Here is an 18,068-nt window from a genome sequence, read left to right as displayed (position 1 = left end):
CGGGCGGCGGTCTTGTACGGATCGGACACGGCCGGGCGCGGTGCGGTGCCGCTGCCGGCCGGTGTCCGTTTTCTTCAAGACCGGCCGTCGCCGCACTTTCTACGGTGAGTCCATGACTGCACGATTCGATGCCATCGGCCTGGTCGTCTCCGACATGGCCGCCTCCGTCGCCTTCTACCGCCGGCTCGGGTTCGCCTTCCCCGAGGGCGCCGAGAACGAGCCGCACGCCGAGGCCGAACTGCCCGGCGGACTGCGGCTGTTGTTCGACACCGAGGAGACGGTCCGGTCCTTCCACCCGGCGTGGCGGCCGCCCGTCGGAGGGGGCCGGGCCGGACTGGCCCTGCGGTGCGACGCGCCCGAGGAGGTGGACGCGCTCTACGAGGAGCTGGTCGGCGCCGGGTGCCACGGCGAGCTCAAGCCCTGGGACGCCTTCTGGGGGCAGCGGTACGCCGTCGTGCTCGATCCGGACGGCAACGGGGTGGACCTGTTCGCGCCGCTGGGGTCACCGGGCGAGTAGCTCCCCGAGGGGCAGGCCCGCCAACTCCCTCACGTCACGGGCGAGATGCGCCTGGTCGGCGTAACCGGAGCGGGCTGCCGTCGCCGCGAAGGGCATCCCGTCCCGGGCGAGCGCGAGGGCGCGGCGCAGCCGCAGGATACGGGCGAGGGTCTTGGGGCCGTAGCCGAACGCGGTGAGCGAGCGGCGGTGCAACTGGCGGGCTCCGAGTCCCAGTTCGTCAGCCGTCTCGCCTACGGTCCGGCCCTGTCCGAGGGCCGTGACGACCTGTCGCAAAACCGGGTCGGGCGGAGCGGCACCGGCCGCCTGCCGCAGAGCGAGATCCTCCAGGCCGCTCGCCGGGTCGGGGGCCGCGTTCACCCGGGCGGCCAGACGCCGTACCTCCGAGGCCGGCCACAGGTCCGCGAGCTCGACGCGACGGTCCCGCAGCTCGTGCGCCGGAACGCCCAGCAGGGCCGGGGCCGTGCCCGGGTAGAAGCGGACACCGGACCAGGTGCCGCCCTCGCCGTCCGTGAGGTAGGCGTGGGTGTCGGGCCCGGCGACCAGCAGCCGCCCCTCGTGCCAGAGCAGGTCCATGCACCCGTCGGGCAGCACCCGCCCCGCCCCGTCCCGCTCCGGGGCGTTGGTCCACACGACGGCCCCCGCCAGCCGCGACGCCCGCTCCACGTACACGTGCGCAACGTTACGCCGGGCACCACAGCGCCGCGCCCCGCCGATGGCCCACGGGTCGCCGGGGTCGCCCGCGAGCAGCCACAGCACGCCGACCTGCGCCCGCGGTGCCGAGCCGGGGGCGTCGGCGCGGGGGCGCGGATCCGGGCCGGCCCGTCGGCGCAGGTGTGCGGGTCCGGGCCTCGGGCGAAGAACACGGACTTCGGCCCGTAACGCGCCGACCCGCTCACGCCGGGCAGGGCCCGGGCCTCACCACGCGCCACGAGCCACGAGCCGGGGAACGCGAGTGAGCGGGGCCAACCCTCGGGCGAAGACCGCGGGCCTCCGCCCCCAGCCGCGCCGACCCGCTCACGCCAGGCGAAGCCCAGGCGACGCCACACGCGACGAACCGAGCAACGCGAGTGAGCGGGGCCAACCCTCGGGCGAAGACCGCGGGGCCTCCGCCCCCAGCCGTGCCGACCCGCTCACGCCGAGCGAGGCCCAGCCTCACCACGCGCCACGACCGGGCAACGCGGGCGAGCGGGGCCCGGTCCGCCGCGCGCACCGCCCACGGCGGGTCGAGACGCGCCCCGAGATCTTCGGCACCCCCGCTCGACGGCCGCAACGCGACGAGAGCGGCGCCCGTCACTTCTCGGCGGGCGGTGGTCCCTCCCCGTTGTCCTGGCTTTTGCCGCTCTTCGCGTGCGTGCTCTTCGCGTGGGTGCTCTTCACATGCGTCCGCAAGCGCGAGGTCACGTCCTCCGGCGGCAGGAAGCGGGACCAGCGCTCCGGGAACTCGGAGGGCATGTCGGGGTCGGCCTCGCCCTGGGCGGCGGCGCGGGCCACGTACTCGGCGACCTGGGCCTGCCGCAGCCGCTCGTTGGCCTCGCGGGCCGCGGCCGTGGCGGCGGCCGGCCAGACCCGGTCGATGGCCGCGTTGACGGCGGCTCCCACGAGCACGGCGAACGCGGACACACCGATCCACAGCAGCACGGCGACGGGCGCGGCCAGGGAGCCGTAGATCGTCGGGCCCTCGACGGTGCTGGTCAGGTAGATCCGCAGCAGGAAGCTGCCGAGGACCCACATGCCGAGGGCGACGAGCGCGCCGGGCACGTCCTCGATCCACGGGGAGCGGACCGGGACGGACACGTGGTAGAGCGTCGTCAGGAAGGCGATCGACAGCAGTATCACCACGGGCCAGTAGAGGACCTGCACGACCGTCGTCGACCACGGCACGATCCGCACCACCGCGTCCGGCCCGGCCACCATCAGCGGCAGCGCGACCGAGCCGATCAGCAGGGCCACGATGAACAGCAGGAAGGCCAGCAGGCGGGTCTTGACGATGCCCCGGACGCCGTCGAGGCCGTACATGACGGTGATCGTGTCGATGAAGACGTTCACCGCGCGGGAGCCGGACCACAGGGCGAACAGGAAGCCGATCGAGATGACGTCGGGCCGGCCGCCCTTCATCACGTCGTGCAGGATCGGGTCCGCGATCTCGTGGACGCCCCGGTCGGACAGCACCGTGCGGGAGGCCTCCAGGATGTTGGTCTGGAGGCTCTGGATGGTGTCGGCGCCCGTCCAGGCGTCGACGTAGCCGAGCAGTCCGATCATGCTCAGCAGCAGCGGCGGCACCGACAGCAGGGTGAAGAACGCGGCCTCGGCCGCCAGGCCCAGGATGCGGTACTCGACGCAGGAATTGACGGTGTCCTTGAGCAACAGCCAGGCGGTCCTGCGCTTGGAGACGTTCCGGTAGAGAGCCCGCGCCCGGTGGAGGCGTCCGGAGGGTGTGTCGGGGGTTTCACTCGCTGGCTGCACCCCCTAACGGTATCCGTCGTGCCTCACCGCACTCATCCACAGGCCGGTCTTCCGCGACCGGGCCCCGTTCGCCGGTGACCGAGGGGGTACCACGGGGTACTTTCGCACCATGACTGGCAGCACCCATACCGTGAGCAACCAGGTCCCGCCGCTGGTCGGCTACGACGTCTTCTCGGCCGACCGGGCCCTCACGGCGGCGGTCGAACGGCATCTGGACCCCGTTCTGCTCGACGAGGCGCTCGGCGAGCTGACGGGGTTCGGGCGGGCCTCCGGCTCGGCCCAGGTGCAGGAGTGGGGGGCGCAGGCCAACGAGAACCCGCCGCGGCTGCGCACCCACGACCGCTACGGCAACCGGATCGACGAGGTCGAGTTCCACCCGTCCTGGCACCGCCTGCTCGGCAAGGGCGTCGCGGCCGGTCTCACGGCGGCCTGGAACCGGCCGGGCGGGCACGTGCGGCGGGCCGCCGCCTTCCTGGTGTGGACGCAGGTCGAGGCCGGCAACGGCTGCCCGCTGTCGATGACGCACGCGGCCGTGCCGGCCCTGCGCACGGACCCGGAGCTGGCCGCCGAGTGGGAGCCGCGGCTGACGTCCCAGATCTACGACCGTGAGCTCAGGCCCGCCCGGCAGAAGGCCGGGGCGCTGTTCGGGATGGGCATGACCGAGAAGCAGGGCGGCAGCGACGTACGGGCGAACACCACGTCCGCGCGGCCGCTCGCCGAGGCCGGTGCGTACGAGCTGACCGGGCACAAGTGGTTCTGCTCGGCGCCGATGTCCGACGGTTTCCTGGTGCTGGCGCAGGCTCCGGACGGCCTGACCTGCTTCCTGGTGCCGCGGGTGCTGGAGGACGGTACCCGGAACGTCTTCCTCCTCCAGCGGCTCAAGGACAAGCTCGGCAACCGGTCGAACGCGTCGAGCGAGGTCGAGTTCGACGGGACCTGGGCGCGCCGGGTGGGCGAGGAGGGGCGCGGGGTGCGCACCATCATCGAGATGGTGGCGGCGACCCGGCTCGACTGTGTGCTGGGCTCGGCGGGGCTGATGCGGCAGGCCGTGGCCCAGGCGGTGCACCACTGCACCCACCGTGAGGCGTTCGGCGGGAAGCTCGTCGACAAGCCGCTGATGCGCAACGTCCTGGCCGACCTGGCGATCGAGTCGGAGGCGGCGACGACCCTGGCGCTGCGGCTCGCGGCGGCCTACGACGAGGGCGGCGAGCAGGAGCGGGCGCTGCTGCGGATCGCGGTGCCGACGGCCAAGTACTGGGTGACCAAGCGGTGCCCGGCGGTGGCGGTGGAGGCTGCGGAGTGCCTCGGCGGCAACGGGTACGTCGAGGAGTCCGGGCTGCCCCGGCTGGTGCGCGAGTCGCCGCTGAACTCGATCTGGGAGGGCGCGGGCAACGTCCAGGCCCTCGACGTGCTGCGGGCGCTGCGGCGGGAGCCGGGGGCGCTCGACGCGTATCTGCGGGAGGTCGGGCAGGCGCGCGGCGCCGATCACCGTCTCGACGGGGCGATCAAGAACCTGCTGACCGAACTCGCCGACCTGGAGGGCGTGGAGGGGCGGGCGCGGCGGCTGGCGGAGCGGCTGGCGCTGGTGCTCCAGGGGTCGCTGCTGGTCCGGTTCGCGCCGCCGGAGGTGGCCGACGCGTTCTGCGCGGCACGGCTGGGCGGTGACGGGGGCGCGGCGTTCGGGACGCTGCCGCACACCCTGGACCTGGCGTCGGTGGTGGAGCGGGCCCGCCCGGTGTCCTGACCCGCGTGTCCGCAGCGGGGGTGGTGCTGCGCCGACACGGCACCACCCCTGCCGCACTGGCCCGTTCGAGCCACTGAACGCCGCTCGGGACGGCGCCGCTCAAGTTTCAGCCACGGCCGGGCTGTCCACCAGGGTTGCAGGGGGTTGCAAGTTGCTGCTGACTGTGTGCGGAGTGTGCGCGCTCCTCGTGGGCAGACGGCACTATGAGACGGACAGTCAGGAAAAGGCTTCCGGGGGGACACGCCTATGGACGTCACGCAGCTCGCCGCCGTGGACGCCACGCGTGCGGCCAGGGTGCTCGACGAGGTCCGCGCCGCCCGGCTGGCCGGGCAGCCCGCCCCCGCGGCGCCGCGTCGGGTGATCGAGCAGTCCTGGGAGCGCATGCTGCGCAGCGGGGTGGACCCGGACCACGATTTCCGGTCCGGTCTGCTGTCCCGCGAGGAGGTGCAGCGGCGGCGTGAGGCGTCGGCTTTGCGCCATGTGCTGCCGGTGCTGCGGGAGGGGCTGCTGGCGGCCGCGGACGTCGCCCACCACATCATGGTGGTCGCCGACGAGGAGGGCCGGGTGCTGTGGCGCGAGGGCAGCGCGCCGGTGCTGCGCAGGGCCGACGGGCTCGGCTTCGAACTCGGCGCGGACTGGCGTGAGGACGTCGTCGGCACGAACGGGGTGGGCACCCCGGCCGTGGTGCGCCGGCCCGTGCAGGTGTTCGCCGCCGAGCACTTCGTGCGGTCCCAGGCCGGCTGGACCTGCGCCGGCGCTCCCCTGACGGATCCGCGCGACGGACGGCTGCTCGGCGTGGTGGACGTGAGCGGGCCGCTGGAGACGATGCACCCGGCGACGCTCGCCTGGGTCGACTCGGTGGCCAAGCTCGCCGAGGCCCGGCTGCGGGAGATGCACGTGGAGTCGCTGGAGCGGCTGCGGGCGGTGGCGGCGCCGGTGCTGGCCCGGCTCGACGGGCGCGCCCTGGTCGTCGACGCGGACGGCTGGACCGCCGCCGTGAGCGGGATGCCGTACACCCGGCGGGTCGCGCTGCCGAAGTCGCTGTCGCCGGGTCCGATGCGGCTGCCGGCGCTCGGGCCGTGCTCGGTGGAGCCGCTGGCCGGCGGCTGGCTGCTGCGGGCGGCCGGCGGCGACCCGGCGCCGCGCGGGGCGAGCAGGATCGTGCTGGACCTCAGACAGGCCCGCAGATGGTCGGTGGAGGTGTCCGGCGGCGCGGGCTCCTGGACCCGCGAACTGACTCCCCGCCACGCGGAACTGCTCTGCCTGCTCGCCGTGCACCGCACCGGCCGCAGCGCGTCGGCCCTGGCCGGTGACCTGTTCGGCGACCCGGCCCGCACGGTGACGGTGCGGGCCGAGATGTCCCGGGTGCGGAGGTACCTCGGCGCGTTCCTGGAGCACCGGCCGTACCGCTTCGCCGAGGACACCGAGGTCGAGGTGCTGCTCCCGGACGATCCACGCGATCTGCTGCCGTACTCGACGGCACCGGCGGTGGGCGGGCTGCGCACCTCCGCGGCGATGCCCTGAGGTTCACGCCAGGGTGCCGTCCGGTGGCGCTCAGGGGTACATCTTTCGCATATTTGCGAGGTCTTCGTCCGCAACCCGCCCACCTGCCGTAGCATCCCCCTACGGGCCACCCCACCTGCTCCTCCGTCAACGTACGGATCACAAGGCGCAGTTGGTCCGCCTCGGGAGGATGTTATGAAGCAGCGCGGCAGACACCGGCGACGCAGACGGGGCAGGGCGCTGCGCGCGACCCTGGCCGGGACGGCCCTCGCGCTCACCGCCGCCGCCACGCTGATCAGCGCTTCACAGGCCACGGTCGCCGACGCCCCCGGGGCCCTGAAGCCGATCAGCGCGTCCGAAGGGGCCGGGCGGCTGCCGCTGGCCGAGCACCGGGTGCCCGAGCGGTGGCTCGACCGGCTCGCCTCGTCGATGGGCCGGCCGGTCGGGGTCGGCACGGTGCTGGCCGGCGCCGACCGCACCCTGCGGGGCGCGGCGGACTGTTCGACCGCCGAGAAGCACACCCTGCCGGTGGAGCCGGCGGCCACGCGCGCGTACTGCTTCGGCGGCGCCGACACCCGGGGCTGGCGGCCCGGCGCGGTCACCACCTCGGGGGACGCCGACGACGACGGCCGCTGGGGCGGGAACCGCGTGATCCTCTCCGGCTGGTCCCGCGGCGGCGCCGGGGGCGGCTCGATGGACGGACCGGCTCCCGAGCGGGGCCTCGCCAAGGTCGCCTTCATGGACGCCGACGACCTCGGCCGGCTCCGCTACACCTGGGCGCTGCTGGCCGTCCCGGTGGACGGCGGCCGGGACTACCGGGGGCTGGTCTCCTCGCTGTCCGGCATGGTCTGGTACCAGGACAAGCTGCTGGTGACGACCCGCGAGGGCGACCGGAACGCGCTGTACGTGTACGACATGGACCGCATCCAGCGCGCCACCGTGGACTCCGACGCGGTCGGCCGGGTCCGGGGCGGCTGGTCGGCGCACGGCTACCGGTACGTCCTGCCCGCCGTCGGCTCGTACGCCCTGCCCGGCGGTGACGACGTGCCGCGCCCGGCCGCCGTCTCCCTCGACCGCAGCACCGCTCCCGACAGTCTGGTCGCGAGCGAGTGGGTGTCGGCGGACAGTGACCGGCACACCCGGCTGTGGCGCTACGCGCTGAGCCGGGACCCGGCCCGGTCCGGTCTGCTCGCCACGGACTCCTCCGGGCACGCGGACCCGGTCGAGGCGTACGAGACGAGGACGGCCGACGTGCGGGGTGTGCTGTCGTACGGCTCGGGCTGGTACATCGACCGCGCCGCCGACCGGCCGGCCGGGCACGGGACGCTGTGGCGCCAGGACCGGGACGGCGCGCGGGCGACGGAGTGCGGGACCGACGAGACGCGCCAGTGCTGGAGCGGCGGATCGGGTTCGCTGTCCTACTGGGAGGCGACCGGCGAGGTCTGGTCGCAGTCCGGGCGGACGCTGTTCGCGCTGCCGCTGGCGTCGGTCGACCGGGCGCTGGACTGAGCGGCGAAGCCCCGACCTCCACCGACCTCCATCGACACGACACCGGGCCGGATGATTTTCTGGCCCTCATGACCACCATCGCCGTGACCACTTGGTCCCTGGAGCAGACCGCGCCGACCGACCTGCTGTCGGCCGCCGCGCCGGAGGGGGACGTCCGGATCGTCCGCTCCGAGGTACCCTCGCCCGAGTTCAGCCGGTTCCTGTACGCCTCGGTCGGGGGCGACATCCTCTGGACGGACCGGCTGAGCTGGTCGTACGCGCGGTGGCTCGAGCACCTGGAGCGTCCGGGCGTCGAGACGTGGGTGGCGTACGACCGGGGCACGCCCGCGGGGTACGTGGAGCTGGAGGCGCAGGACGACGCGGTCGTGGAGATCGTCTACTTCGGGCTGATCCCGGCCTTCCGGGGTCGGCGCATCGGCGGCCACCTGCTGTCGTACGGCACCGCCCGCGCCTGGGACCTCGCGGACCGGTGGGCGGGACTGTCGCCGACGAAGCGGGTCTGGCTGCACACCTGTAGCAAGGACGGCGAGCACGCGATGGACAACTACCAGCGCCGCGGCTTCAAGCTGTTCGACACCAAGGTCGAGGAGGAAACGGACGCCGTCGCTCCGGGACCCTGGCCTGGGGCGTTCCCCGTCTGACCAGTACGGACACCCCGAAGTGGCCGAATGTGACCAAGGACACCCGTGTCTTGGATTCCGAGACACGGATGTCCGAATCTTGGACGAAGCTGGACTGTGTCCAGATCGCCGTGACACGCTTCCGTCATGTCTGGAACTGGAATCGCCTTGGTGAGTCGACGGCACGTCGACCTCGGCCGCATGTCCAGCGCCATCTGTCCGGCGCTCTGAGAGTACTCAGCCCGCGCCCGACAGACCCCTTCCTCTCCTCATTCCTGCGCAATGACGCGCCCTATGCCCATGCGCCCGCGCGCGCAGGTCAGAGCCGCTTTCCCGCCTGTCCCGAAGGACGTATCAACCATGGCCGCCACCCCGCAGAAGCCTGCCGCCGCGACTCCCCGCCGCAAGGTGAGCCGTCACCGCGGTGAGGGTCAGTGGGCCGTGGGACACCACACCCCGCTCAACGGCAACGAGCAGTTCAAGAAGGACGACGACGGTCTCAATGTGCGGACACGCATTGAGACGATCTACTCCAAGCGGGGCTTCGACTCGATCGACCCGAACGACCTGCGCGGCCGGATGCGCTGGTGGGGCCTGTACACCCAGCGCCGCCCCGGGATCGACGGCGGCAAGACGGCGATCCTGGAGCCGGAGGAGCTGGACGACGAGTACTTCATGCTGCGCGTCCGCATCGACGGCGGTGCGCTGACCACCCGGCAGCTGCGGGTCATCGGTGAGATCTCCCAGGAGTTCGCGCGCGGCACGGCCGACATCACCGACCGGCAGAACGTCCAGTACCACTGGATCCGAATCGAGGACGTGCCCGAGATCTGGAACCGGCTGGAGGGCGTCGGCCTGTCGACGGTCACCGCCTGCGGCGACACCCCGCGTGTGATGATCGGCTCGCCCGTCGCCGGCATCGCCGCCGACGAGATCATCGACGCCACCCCGGCGCTGGAGGAGATGAAGCGCCGCGTCCTGAACAACCCGGCGTACTCGAACCTCCCGCGGAAGTTCAAGACCGCGATCTCGGGCTCGCCGGTGCTGGACGTGGTGCACGAGATCAACGACGTGGCGTTCGTCGGCGTCGTGCACCCCGAGCACGGCCCGGGCTTCGACGTGTGGGTCGGCGGCGGTCTGTCCACCAACCCCAAGCTGGGTGTGCGGCTGGGCGCCTGGGTGTCGATCGATGACGTCCCGGACGTCTACGAGGGCGTCCTGTCGATCTTCCGTGACTACGGCTACCGCCGGCTGCGCACCCGCGCCCGGCTGAAGTTCCTCGTCGCCGACTGGGGCGCGGAGAAGTTCCGGCAGGTGCTGGAGGACGAGTACCTCAAGCGCAAGCTGGTCGACGGCCCGGCCCCCGAGCAGCCGTCCCAGCAGTGGCGCGACCACATCGGTGTGCACCGGCAGAACGACGGCCGGTTCTACGTCGGCTTCGCCCCGCGCGTGGGACGCGTCGACGGCGCGACCATCACGAAGATCGCCGACCTCGCCGAGGCCCACGGCTCGGGCCGGGTGCGCACCACCGTCGAGCAGAAGATGATCGTCCTCGACGTCGAGGAGGACAAGGTCGCCTCGCTCGTCGAGGGCCTGGAGGCGCTCGACCTCACCGCGCGGCCGTCCTCCTTCCGGCGCGGCACCATGGCCTGCACCGGCATCGAGTTCTGCAAGCTCGCCATCGTCGAGACCAAGCAGCGCGGCTCGCAGCTGATCGACGAACTGGAGCGCCGTCTGCCGGACTTCGACGAGCCGCTCACCATCAACCTCAACGGCTGCCCGAACGCCTGCGCCCGTATCCAGGTCGCGGACATCGGTCTCAAGGGCCAGCTGGTCGTCAACAGCGAGGGCGAGCAGGTCGAGGGCTACCAGGTGCACCTCGGCGGCGCGCTCGGCCTGGAGGCCGGTTTCGGCCGCAAGGTGCGCGGCCTCAAGGTCACGTCCGACGAGCTGCCCGACTACATCGAGCGCGTCCTGAAGCGGTTCGAGGCGGAGCGCGAGGACGGCGAGCGGTTCGCCACCTGGGCGGCCCGGGCCAGCGAGGAGGCCCTGTCGTGAGCGAGCGCGCGGCACCCTTCTACTGCCCGTACTGCGGGGACGAGGACCTGCGTCCGAGCGAGGAGAAGCACGGCGCCTGGGAATGCGCGGCGTGCAGTCGAGCCTTCCAGCTGAAGTTCCTCGGGCTGCTGGCCCAGGGACTGAAGCGATCCGACTCCGGAGGGGCAGAGATATGACGACCACTCAGGAAGAGCGCACGACCGAGGACCTGAAGGCGCTCGCCGAGCAGGCGGGCCGCGACCTGGAGGACGCCTCCGCGCTGGAGATCCTCCAGTGGGCCGCCGAGACCTTCGGCAAGCGCTTCTGCGTGACCTCCTCGATGGAGGACGCGGTGGTGGCCCACCTCGCCTCCCGCGCGATGCCCGGCGTGGACGTGGTGTTCCTCGACACCGGCTATCACTTCGAGGAGACCATCGGCACCCGTGACGCGGTCGACGCCGTGATGGACGTCAACGTCATCACGCTCACGCCGCGCCAGACGGTCGCCGAGCAGGACGCGGAGTACGGCCCGAAGCTGCACGACCGCAACCCGGATCTGTGCTGCAAGCTGCGCAAGGTCCAGCCGCTGGAAGAGGGCCTGAAGGACTACCAGGCCTGGGCGACCGGTCTGCGCCGCGACGAGTCCCCGACCCGGGCGAACACCCCGGTGGTCGGCTGGGACGAGAAGCGGCAGAAGGTCAAGATCTCCCCCATCGCCCGCTGGACCCAGGACGACGTGGACGCCTACGTCGCCGAACACGGTGTCCTGACGAACCCGCTGCTGATGGACGGCTACGCCTCCGTCGGCTGCGCCCCGTGCACCCGCCGGGTGCTGGAGGGCGAGGACGCCCGCGCCGGCCGCTGGGCGGGCCGCAGCAAGACCGAGTGCGGACTGCACGGATGACGACGACGATTCAGGAGAGCGACGTGACGACCGGAGCCACCGTCTGGCTCACGGGTCTGCCGAGTGCCGGCAAGACCACCATCGCCCACGAGCTGGCCGGCCGGCTGCGCGCCGAGGGCCACCGCGTCGAGGTGCTCGACGGCGACGAGATCCGCGAGTTCATCTCGGCGGGCCTCGGCTTCAGCCGCGAGGACCGGCACACCAACGTGCAGCGGATCGGCTTCGTCGCCGAACTGCTCGCCCGCAACGGCGTGCTCGCCCTCGTCCCGGTCATCGCGCCCTACCAGGACAGCCGCGAGGCGGTGCGCAAGCGTCACCAGGCGGGTGGCACGGCCTACCTGGAGATCCACGTGGCGACTCCGGTCGAGGTGTGCAGCGAGCGGGACGTGAAGGGCCTGTACGCCAAGCAGGCCGCGGGCGAGCTCACCGGGCTCACCGGCGTCGACGACCCGTACGAGGCGCCCGAGTCGCCCGACCTGCGCATCGAGTCGCAGAACCAGACCGTGCAGGAGTCCGCGGCGTCCGTGTACGCCCTGCTCAGCGAAAGGGGACTGGCATGACGACGACCGTCGCCACCGTTTCCGAGGGGACGGACAGCCCGTACGCGCTCTCCCACCTCGACGCCCTCGAGTCCGAGGCGGTGCACATCTTCCGCGAGGTGGCGGGCGAGTTCGAGCGTCCGGTGATCCTGTTCTCCGGCGGCAAGGACTCCATCGTCATGCTGCACCTGGCGCTGAAGGCCTTCCGGCCGGCGTCGGTGCCGTTCTCGCTGCTGCACGTGGACACCGGGCACAACTTCCCGGAGGTCCTCGACTACCGCGACCGCACGGTCGCCGAGCACGGGCTGCGGCTGCACGTCGCCTCCGTGCAGGACTACATCGACCGCGGTGTGCTGAAGGAGCGCCCGGACGGCACCCGCAACCCGCTCCAGACGCTGCCGCTGACCGAGAAGATCCAGGCGGAGAAGTTCGACGCGGTCTTCGGCGGCGGACGGCGCGACGAGGAGAAGGCCCGGGCCAAGGAGCGGGTGTTCTCCCTGCGGGACGAGTTCTCCCAGTGGGACCCGCGCCGTCAGCGCCCCGAGCTGTGGAACCTGTACAACGGCCGGCACGCCCCCGGCGAGCACGTGCGCGTGTTCCCGCTGTCCAACTGGACCGAGCTGGACGTGTGGCAGTACATCGCCCGCGAGGGCATCGAACTGCCGGAGATCTACTACGCGCACGAGCGCGAGGTCTTCAAGCGCGGCGGCATGTGGCTGACCGCCGGCGAGTGGGGCGGGCCGAAGGACGGCGAGACAGTCGAGAAGCGCCTGGTGCGCTACCGCACGGTCGGTGACATGTCCTGCACCGGAGCCGTCGACTCCGAGGCCGACACCATCGAGAAGGTGATCGTCGAGATCGCCGCCTCCCGGCTCACCGAGCGCGGCGCGACCCGCGCCGACGACAAGATGTCCGAAGCCGCGATGGAAGACCGCAAGCGCGAGGGGTACTTCTAGAGATGAGCACCGTGACCACCGAGGAACTCTCGGAGACCACCCTGCTGCGGTTCGCCACCGCCGGTTCCGTCGACGACGGCAAGTCCACCCTCGTGGGCCGGCTGCTGCACGACTCCAAGTCGGTCCTCACCGACCAGCTGGAGGCCGTGGAGCGCGCCTCCGCGAGCCGGGGCCAGGAGGCGCCGGACCTCGCGCTGCTGACGGACGGTCTGCGGGCCGAGCGGGAGCAGGGCATCACCATCGACGTGGCGTACCGCTACTTCGCCACGCCGCTGCGGCGGTTCATCCTCGCCGACACCCCCGGCCATGTGCAGTACACGCGGAACATGGTCACCGGTGCCTCCACCGCCGAGCTGACGGTCATCCTGGTCGACGCCCGCAACGGCGTCGTCGAGCAGACCCGCCGGCACGCCGCCCTCGCCGCCCTGCTGCGCGTCCCGCACGTGGTCCTCGCGGTCAACAAGATGGACCTCGTCGGCTACGAGGAGAAGGTGTTCGCCGCCATCGCCGAGGAGTTCACGGCGTACGCGACGGAGCTGGGCGTCCCCGAGGTCACCGCGATCCCGATCTCGGCGCTCGTCGGCGACAACGTGGTGGAGCCTTCCGCCAACATGGACTGGTACGGCGGCCCGACCGTGCTGGAGCACCTGGAGACGGTGCCGGTCAGCCACGACCTGAGCCACTGCCACGCCCGGCTGCCCGTGCAGTACGTGATCCGGCCGCGCAGCGCCGACCACCCGGACTACCGGGGGTACGCCGGTCAGATCGCCGCCGGTTCCTTCCGCGTCGGCGAGGAGGTCACCGTCCTGCCCTCGGGCCGCACCTCGAAGATCTCCGGCATCGACCTGCTGGGCGAGCCGGTCGACGTCGCCTGGACGACGCAGTCGGTGACCCTCCTGCTGGAGGACGACATCGACATCTCGCGCGGCGACCTGATCGTGCCCACCAAGGACGCGCCCGCGACCACGCAGGACATCGAGGCGACCGTCTGCCATGTCGCGGACGCGCCGCTGACCGTCAACCACCGGGTGCTGCTCAAGCACGGCACTCGCACGGTCAAGGCGATCGTCAAGGACATCCCGTCCCGGCTCACGCTCGACGACCTGTCCCTGCACCCGCACCCGGGACAGCTCGTCGCCAACGACATCGGCCGGGTGAAGATCCGTACCGCCGAGCCGCTGCCGGTCGACTCCTACTCCGACTCGCGGCGCACCGGCTCCTTCATCCTGATCGACCCGAACGACGGCCAGACCCTCACCGCGGGCATGGTCGGCGAGTCCTTCGCCTCCCCGGAGCCCGTCAAGGACGAGGCCGAGGACGACGGGTGGGACTTCTGACATGAATCTCCCCGACTTCTACTCCTCGTTCGCGAAGGAGGGCGGCCGCGTCGGCAGCGGTGCTCTCGGCAGCGGGCAGGGCGGAGTGGCGCGATGTGTGCGTTGACGTACGCGCACTGCCTGCGCGCCCTCACCCCCCACCGCCGTAGACGAAAACTGCCGACCTCCCGGCCACGACCTGAGAGACCGTGACCGCCGGGCCTCCGAGAGGAACACCTCCCGTGCCTGCATCATCCGCTCTTCGCCGCAGCCTCGCGGTCATCGCCGCACTTCCCCTGCTCACGCTGGCCGCCTGCGGCTACGGTTCCGAGTCCAAGGACGACGGGGCCGCCAAGGTGGCCGCGGGGGCGAAGAAGATCGACGGTCTCGACACCGTCAAGATCGGCTACTTCGGCAACCTCACCCACGGCACCGCGCTGGTGGGCATGCAGAAGGGCATCTTCCAGAAGGCGCTCGGCGCCACCAAGGTCGAGCCGGCCATCTTCAACGCCGGTCCCTCCGAGATCGAGGCGCTGAACTCCAAGTCCATCGACATCGGCTGGATCGGCCCCTCCCCCGCCATCAACGGCTACACCAAGGCCGCGGGCAAGAACCTGCGCATCATCGGCGGTTCGGCGTCCGGCGGGGTGAAGCTGGTCGTCAACCCGGACAAGATCAAGTCCCTGAAGGACGTCAAGGGCAAGCGGATCGCCACCCCGCAGCTCGGCAACACGCAGGACGTCGCGTTCCTCAACTGGGCCGCGGACCAGGGCTGGAAGGTCGACCCGCAGAGCGGCAAGGGCGATGTCACGGTCGTCCGCAGCGACAACAAGGTCACCCCGGACGCCTACAAGTCCGGGTCCGTCGACGGCGCGTGGGTGCCGGAGCCGACCGCGTCGAAGCTGGTCGCCGAGGGCGGCAAGGTGCTGCTCGACGAGGGATCGCTGTGGCCCGACAAGAAGTTCGTGATCACGAACATCATCGTGCGGCAGGACTTCCTGAAGGAGCACCCGAAGGTCGTCGAGGCGGTGCTGAAGGGCTCCGTCGAGACCAACAAGTGGATCAACGCCAACCCGGACGCGGCGAAGGCGGCGGCGAACAAGCAGCTGGAGGCCGACTCCGGCAAGGCGCTGCCCGCCGACGTGCTCGACCCGGCGTGGAAGTCGATCCGGTTCACCGACGACCCGCTGGCCTCCACCCTCAACACCGAGGCTGAGCACGCCGTGAAGGCGGGGCTGCTGGAGAAGCCCGACCTCAAGGGCATCTACGACCTCGCGCCGCTGAACAAGGTCCTCAAGGCCGAGGGCGAGCCCGCGGTCGACGACGCCGGTCTCGGCGCGAAGTAAGCCCACGAAGCCGCATCTTGAAGAGCTCCCAGGAGGTGACGACCATGGCCACGACCCTCGCCAAGGCCGCCGACGCCACCGAGTCGGCCACGCACGCCGCCCGGATCGAACACGTCTCGAAGTCGTTTGCGGGCCCCGCCGGGCAGCAGCTCGTCCTGGACGACATCACGCTCGATGTCGCGCCCGGTGAGTTCGTCACTCTCCTGGGGGCCTCGGGCTGCGGTAAGTCCACGCTGCTCAACCTGGTGGCCGGCCTGGACCGGCCCACCGCCGGCGAGATCACCACGGACGGCCGCCCGGCGCTGATGTTCCAGGAGCACGCGCTGTTCCCGTGGCTGACCGCGGGCAAGAACATCGAACTCGCGCTGAAGCTCAGCGGTGTTCCGAAGCCCGAACGGCGCGGCAAGGCCGAGGAGCTGCTCGAGCTGGTGCGCCTGAAGGGCGCGTACGGCAAGCGGGTGCACGAGCTGTCGGGCGGTATGCGGCAGCGCGTCGCGCTGGCCCGCTCGCTCGCCCAGGAGAGCAAGCTGCTGCTGATGGACGAGCCGTTCGCCGCGCTCGACGCCATCACGCGGGACGTGCTGCACGACGAGCTGACCCGCATCTGGCGCGAGACGGAGGTGTCCGTCCTGTTCGTCACGCACAACGTGCGCGAGGCGGTGCGCCTCGCCCAGCGCGTGGTGCTGCTGTCCTCCCGCCCGGGTCGGGTCGCGCGCGAGTGGAGCGTCGACATCCCGCATCCGCGCCGCATCGAGGACACCGCCGTGGCGGAGCTGTCCGTCGAGATCACCGAAGAACTTCGTGAGGAGATCCGCCGTCATGGCCAGCACTGATTCGACGACCGTCGCCAAGGACGGCAACGATCTCGCCGGACTGGAGGCGGGCCTCGACGCGCTGGAGACGCGGCAGACGGGCCGGACCCCGTTCCGGCAGACCTTCGTCGAGAAGATCCTGCCGCCCGTCGTCGCCATCGTGCTGGTGCTGGCGGTCTGGCAGGCCCTCGTCTCGTTCAAGGTCGTCGACGACCCGAGCAAGCTGCCGGCGCCGTCCGACGTGTGGAACGTCGTCCAGACCGCGTGGCTCCAGGGCGAACTGCTGGGCTACATCTGGACCAGCGTCTCGCGCGGTCTGCTCGGCTTCTTCTTCGCCCTGGTGATCGGCACGCCGCTGGGCCTGCTGGTGGCCCGGGTGAAGGTGGTGCGCGCGGCCCTCGGCCCGATCCTGTCGGGTCTGCAGTCCCTGCCGTCGGTCGCCTGGGTGCCGCCCGCGGTGATCTGGCTGGGCCTGAACAACTCGATGATGTACGCGGTGATCCTGCTCGGCGCGGTCCCGTCGATCGCCAACGGCCTGGTGTCGGGTGTCGACCAGGTGCCTCCGCTGTTCCTCCGCGCGGGCCGCACCCTGGGCGCCACCGGCCTGAAGGGCACCTGGCACATCGTGCTCCCGGCGGCGCTGCCCGGTTACGTGGCGGGCCTGAAGCAGGGCTGGGCCTTCTCCTGGCGCTCCCTGATGGCCGCGGAGATCATCGCGTCCTTCCCCGACCTCGGCGTCGGCCTCGGCCAGCTGCTGGAGAACGGCCGCAACGCCAGCGACATGGCCATGGTCTTCGAGGCCATCCTGCTCATCCTGATCGTCGGCATCGCCATCGACCTGCTGATCTTCAGCCCCCTGGAGCGCTGGGTGCTGCGCAACCGCGGGCTGCTGGTGAAGAGCTGAGTTCCATGATCGACAAGCCTGTCCTCCTCGTCATCGCCCACGGCAGCCGCGACCCGCGGCACGCCGCGACGGTGCACGCCCTCGTACGCCGGGTGCGCTCGCTGCGCCCGGACGTACGGGTGGAGACCGGCTTCCTGGACTTCAACGTGCCCTCGGTGCAGGGGGTGCTGGAGTCCCTGGCGACACAGGGCGTCCGCACCGTGGTGGCCCTCCCGCTCCTGCTGACCCGGGCGTTCCACGCGAAGGCGGACATCCCCGCGGTCCTCGCGGACGCGCCCCCGCAGCTGCGCGTCCACCAGGCCGAGGTCCTGGGCCCGTCGCCGCTGCTGCTGTCCGCGCTGGAGCGACGGCTGTACGAGGCGGGCCTGACCCCCGCCGACAAGTCCTCGACCGGGGTCGTCCTGGCCTCGGCGGGGTCCACCGACCCGGAGGCGATCGCAGTGATCGCAGAAATCGCGCGGGAGTGGCGGCACACCGGTTGGTGCGCCGTGCGGCCTGCGTTCGCCTCCGCATCCCTTCCGCGCACGCAGGACGCCGTCCGCGAACTCCGCGCACTCGGCTGCTCCCGGGTGGCCGTCGCCCCCTACGTCCTGGCCCCCGGCTTCCTCCCGGACCGCATCGCCCGGGGCGCGGCGGAGGCGGACGTCCTCGCGGACGTACTGGGCCCGGCGCCGGAGGTGGCACGGGTCGTGCTGGAGCGGTACGAGGCGGCACGGGTACCGGCGCCGGCGGCCGTGAGCGCCTGACCGTACAGGCCTCGGCCTCGTCGGACCAGGTCGTGACGACCGACTTTCCCCATCAGGGTGATGCCCCGTCAGTGGGCGGCCACATCCGGTAACGTCGGTCTGCGGCGTCGGGGAGGTTCCGGCATCGTGTCAGCTGAGGCGCCTCAGGAGAC

The 18,068-nt window shown here is 71.8% G+C and carries 18 protein-coding genes; 16 read left to right on the top strand and 2 right to left on the bottom strand.

The window, feature by feature from the left end:
• The first annotated feature begins 112 nt into the window (after window positions 1-112).
• Window positions 113-517, top strand: coding sequence for a VOC family protein (locus tag ABEA82_RS24885; protein ID WP_345663839.1), 405 nt, complete (start codon window positions 113-115; stop codon window positions 515-517).
• Here the strand turns inward: ABEA82_RS24885 and ABEA82_RS24880 are convergent.
• On the bottom strand, window positions 503-1,186 hold the full coding sequence (locus tag ABEA82_RS24880; protein WP_345663838.1) for a DUF6597 domain-containing transcriptional factor: 684 nt from the start codon (window positions 1,184-1,186) through the stop codon (window positions 503-505). The two genes, ABEA82_RS24885 and ABEA82_RS24880, sit on opposite strands and share 15 nt — an antisense overlap.
• A gap of 621 nt (window positions 1,187-1,807) precedes the next feature.
• On the bottom strand, window positions 1,808-2,980 hold the full coding sequence (locus tag ABEA82_RS24875) for a YihY/virulence factor BrkB family protein (RefSeq protein ID WP_345663837.1): 1,173 nt from the start codon (window positions 2,978-2,980) through the stop codon (window positions 1,808-1,810).
• Window positions 2,981-3,089: 109 nt separating this feature from the next.
• On the opposite strand from ABEA82_RS24875, the gene ABEA82_RS24870 reads away from it, so the two are divergent.
• From ABEA82_RS24870 to ABEA82_RS24800, 15 genes are all read left to right on the top strand, one after another.
• Complete coding sequence (locus ABEA82_RS24870) at window positions 3,090-4,724, top strand: acyl-CoA dehydrogenase family protein (RefSeq protein WP_345663836.1); 1,635 nt, start codon at window positions 3,090-3,092, stop codon at window positions 4,722-4,724.
• A 246-nt stretch (window positions 4,725-4,970) separates the two neighbouring features.
• Window positions 4,971-6,248 (top strand): GAF domain-containing protein, encoded by a 1,278-nt coding sequence (locus ABEA82_RS24865; protein WP_345663835.1) that lies wholly within the window; start codon window positions 4,971-4,973, stop codon window positions 6,246-6,248.
• A 174-nt stretch (window positions 6,249-6,422) separates the two neighbouring features.
• On the top strand, window positions 6,423-7,736 hold the full coding sequence (locus ABEA82_RS24860; protein ID WP_345663834.1) for a hypothetical protein: 1,314 nt from the start codon (window positions 6,423-6,425) through the stop codon (window positions 7,734-7,736).
• 68 nt (window positions 7,737-7,804) lie between these two features.
• Window positions 7,805-8,377 (top strand): GNAT family N-acetyltransferase, encoded by a 573-nt coding sequence (locus ABEA82_RS24855; protein WP_345663833.1) that lies wholly within the window; start codon window positions 7,805-7,807, stop codon window positions 8,375-8,377.
• Window positions 8,378-8,503: 126 nt separating this feature from the next.
• A complete protein-coding gene (locus ABEA82_RS24850; RefSeq protein ID WP_338117313.1) occupies window positions 8,504-8,587 on the top strand; it encodes a putative leader peptide in 84 nt (27 codons plus the stop codon).
• Between the two features lie 129 nt (window positions 8,588-8,716).
• Window positions 8,717-10,414 carry a nitrite/sulfite reductase gene (locus tag ABEA82_RS24845; RefSeq protein ID WP_345663832.1) on the top strand — a complete coding sequence of 566 codons (1,698 nt, stop codon included), beginning with the start codon at window positions 8,717-8,719 and terminating at the stop codon, window positions 10,412-10,414.
• Window positions 10,411-10,590, top strand: a complete 180-nt coding sequence (locus ABEA82_RS24840) for a hypothetical protein (protein ID WP_345663831.1) — start codon at window positions 10,411-10,413, stop codon at window positions 10,588-10,590. Before ABEA82_RS24845 ends, ABEA82_RS24840 begins: the two co-directional genes overlap by 4 nt.
• Entirely contained in the window at window positions 10,587-11,297 is a 711-nt protein-coding gene (locus tag ABEA82_RS24835) for a phosphoadenylyl-sulfate reductase (RefSeq protein ID WP_345663830.1), read from the top strand. Before ABEA82_RS24840 ends, ABEA82_RS24835 begins: the two co-directional genes overlap by 4 nt.
• 23 nt (window positions 11,298-11,320) lie before the next feature.
• Entirely contained in the window at window positions 11,321-11,857 is a 537-nt protein-coding gene (gene cysC, locus ABEA82_RS24830; RefSeq protein WP_039935544.1) for an adenylyl-sulfate kinase, read from the top strand.
• Entirely contained in the window at window positions 11,854-12,792 is a 939-nt protein-coding gene (gene cysD / locus ABEA82_RS24825) for a sulfate adenylyltransferase subunit CysD (RefSeq protein ID WP_345663829.1), read from the top strand. The genes cysC and cysD overlap by 4 nt, the downstream gene beginning before the upstream one ends.
• 2 nt (window positions 12,793-12,794) lie before the next feature.
• Complete coding sequence (locus ABEA82_RS24820) at window positions 12,795-14,129, top strand: sulfate adenylyltransferase subunit 1 (protein ID WP_345663828.1); 1,335 nt, start codon at window positions 12,795-12,797, stop codon at window positions 14,127-14,129.
• A 221-nt stretch (window positions 14,130-14,350) separates the two neighbouring features.
• Window positions 14,351-15,454, top strand: a complete 1,104-nt coding sequence (locus ABEA82_RS24815; protein WP_345663827.1) for an ABC transporter substrate-binding protein — start codon at window positions 14,351-14,353, stop codon at window positions 15,452-15,454.
• Window positions 15,455-15,498: 44 nt separating this feature from the next.
• On the top strand, window positions 15,499-16,287 hold the full coding sequence (locus ABEA82_RS24810) for an ABC transporter ATP-binding protein (protein WP_345663826.1): 789 nt from the start codon (window positions 15,499-15,501) through the stop codon (window positions 16,285-16,287).
• On the top strand, window positions 16,274-17,170 hold the full coding sequence (locus tag ABEA82_RS24805) for an ABC transporter permease (protein WP_345663825.1): 897 nt from the start codon (window positions 16,274-16,276) through the stop codon (window positions 17,168-17,170). The genes ABEA82_RS24810 and ABEA82_RS24805 overlap by 14 nt, the downstream gene beginning before the upstream one ends.
• A 5-nt stretch (window positions 17,171-17,175) precedes the next feature.
• Complete coding sequence (locus ABEA82_RS24800) at window positions 17,176-17,916, top strand: sirohydrochlorin chelatase (protein ID WP_345663824.1); 741 nt, start codon at window positions 17,176-17,178, stop codon at window positions 17,914-17,916.
• Window positions 17,917-18,068 lie beyond the last annotated feature (152 nt).

This window comes from Streptomyces venetus (genome assembly GCF_039540295.1).
In the GTDB taxonomy this organism is placed as follows: domain Bacteria; phylum Actinomycetota; class Actinomycetes; order Streptomycetales; family Streptomycetaceae; genus Streptomyces; species Streptomyces venetus.
The sequence above is the reverse complement of the archived record's forward strand: the minus strand, read 5'-3'. Positions and strand labels throughout refer to the sequence as shown.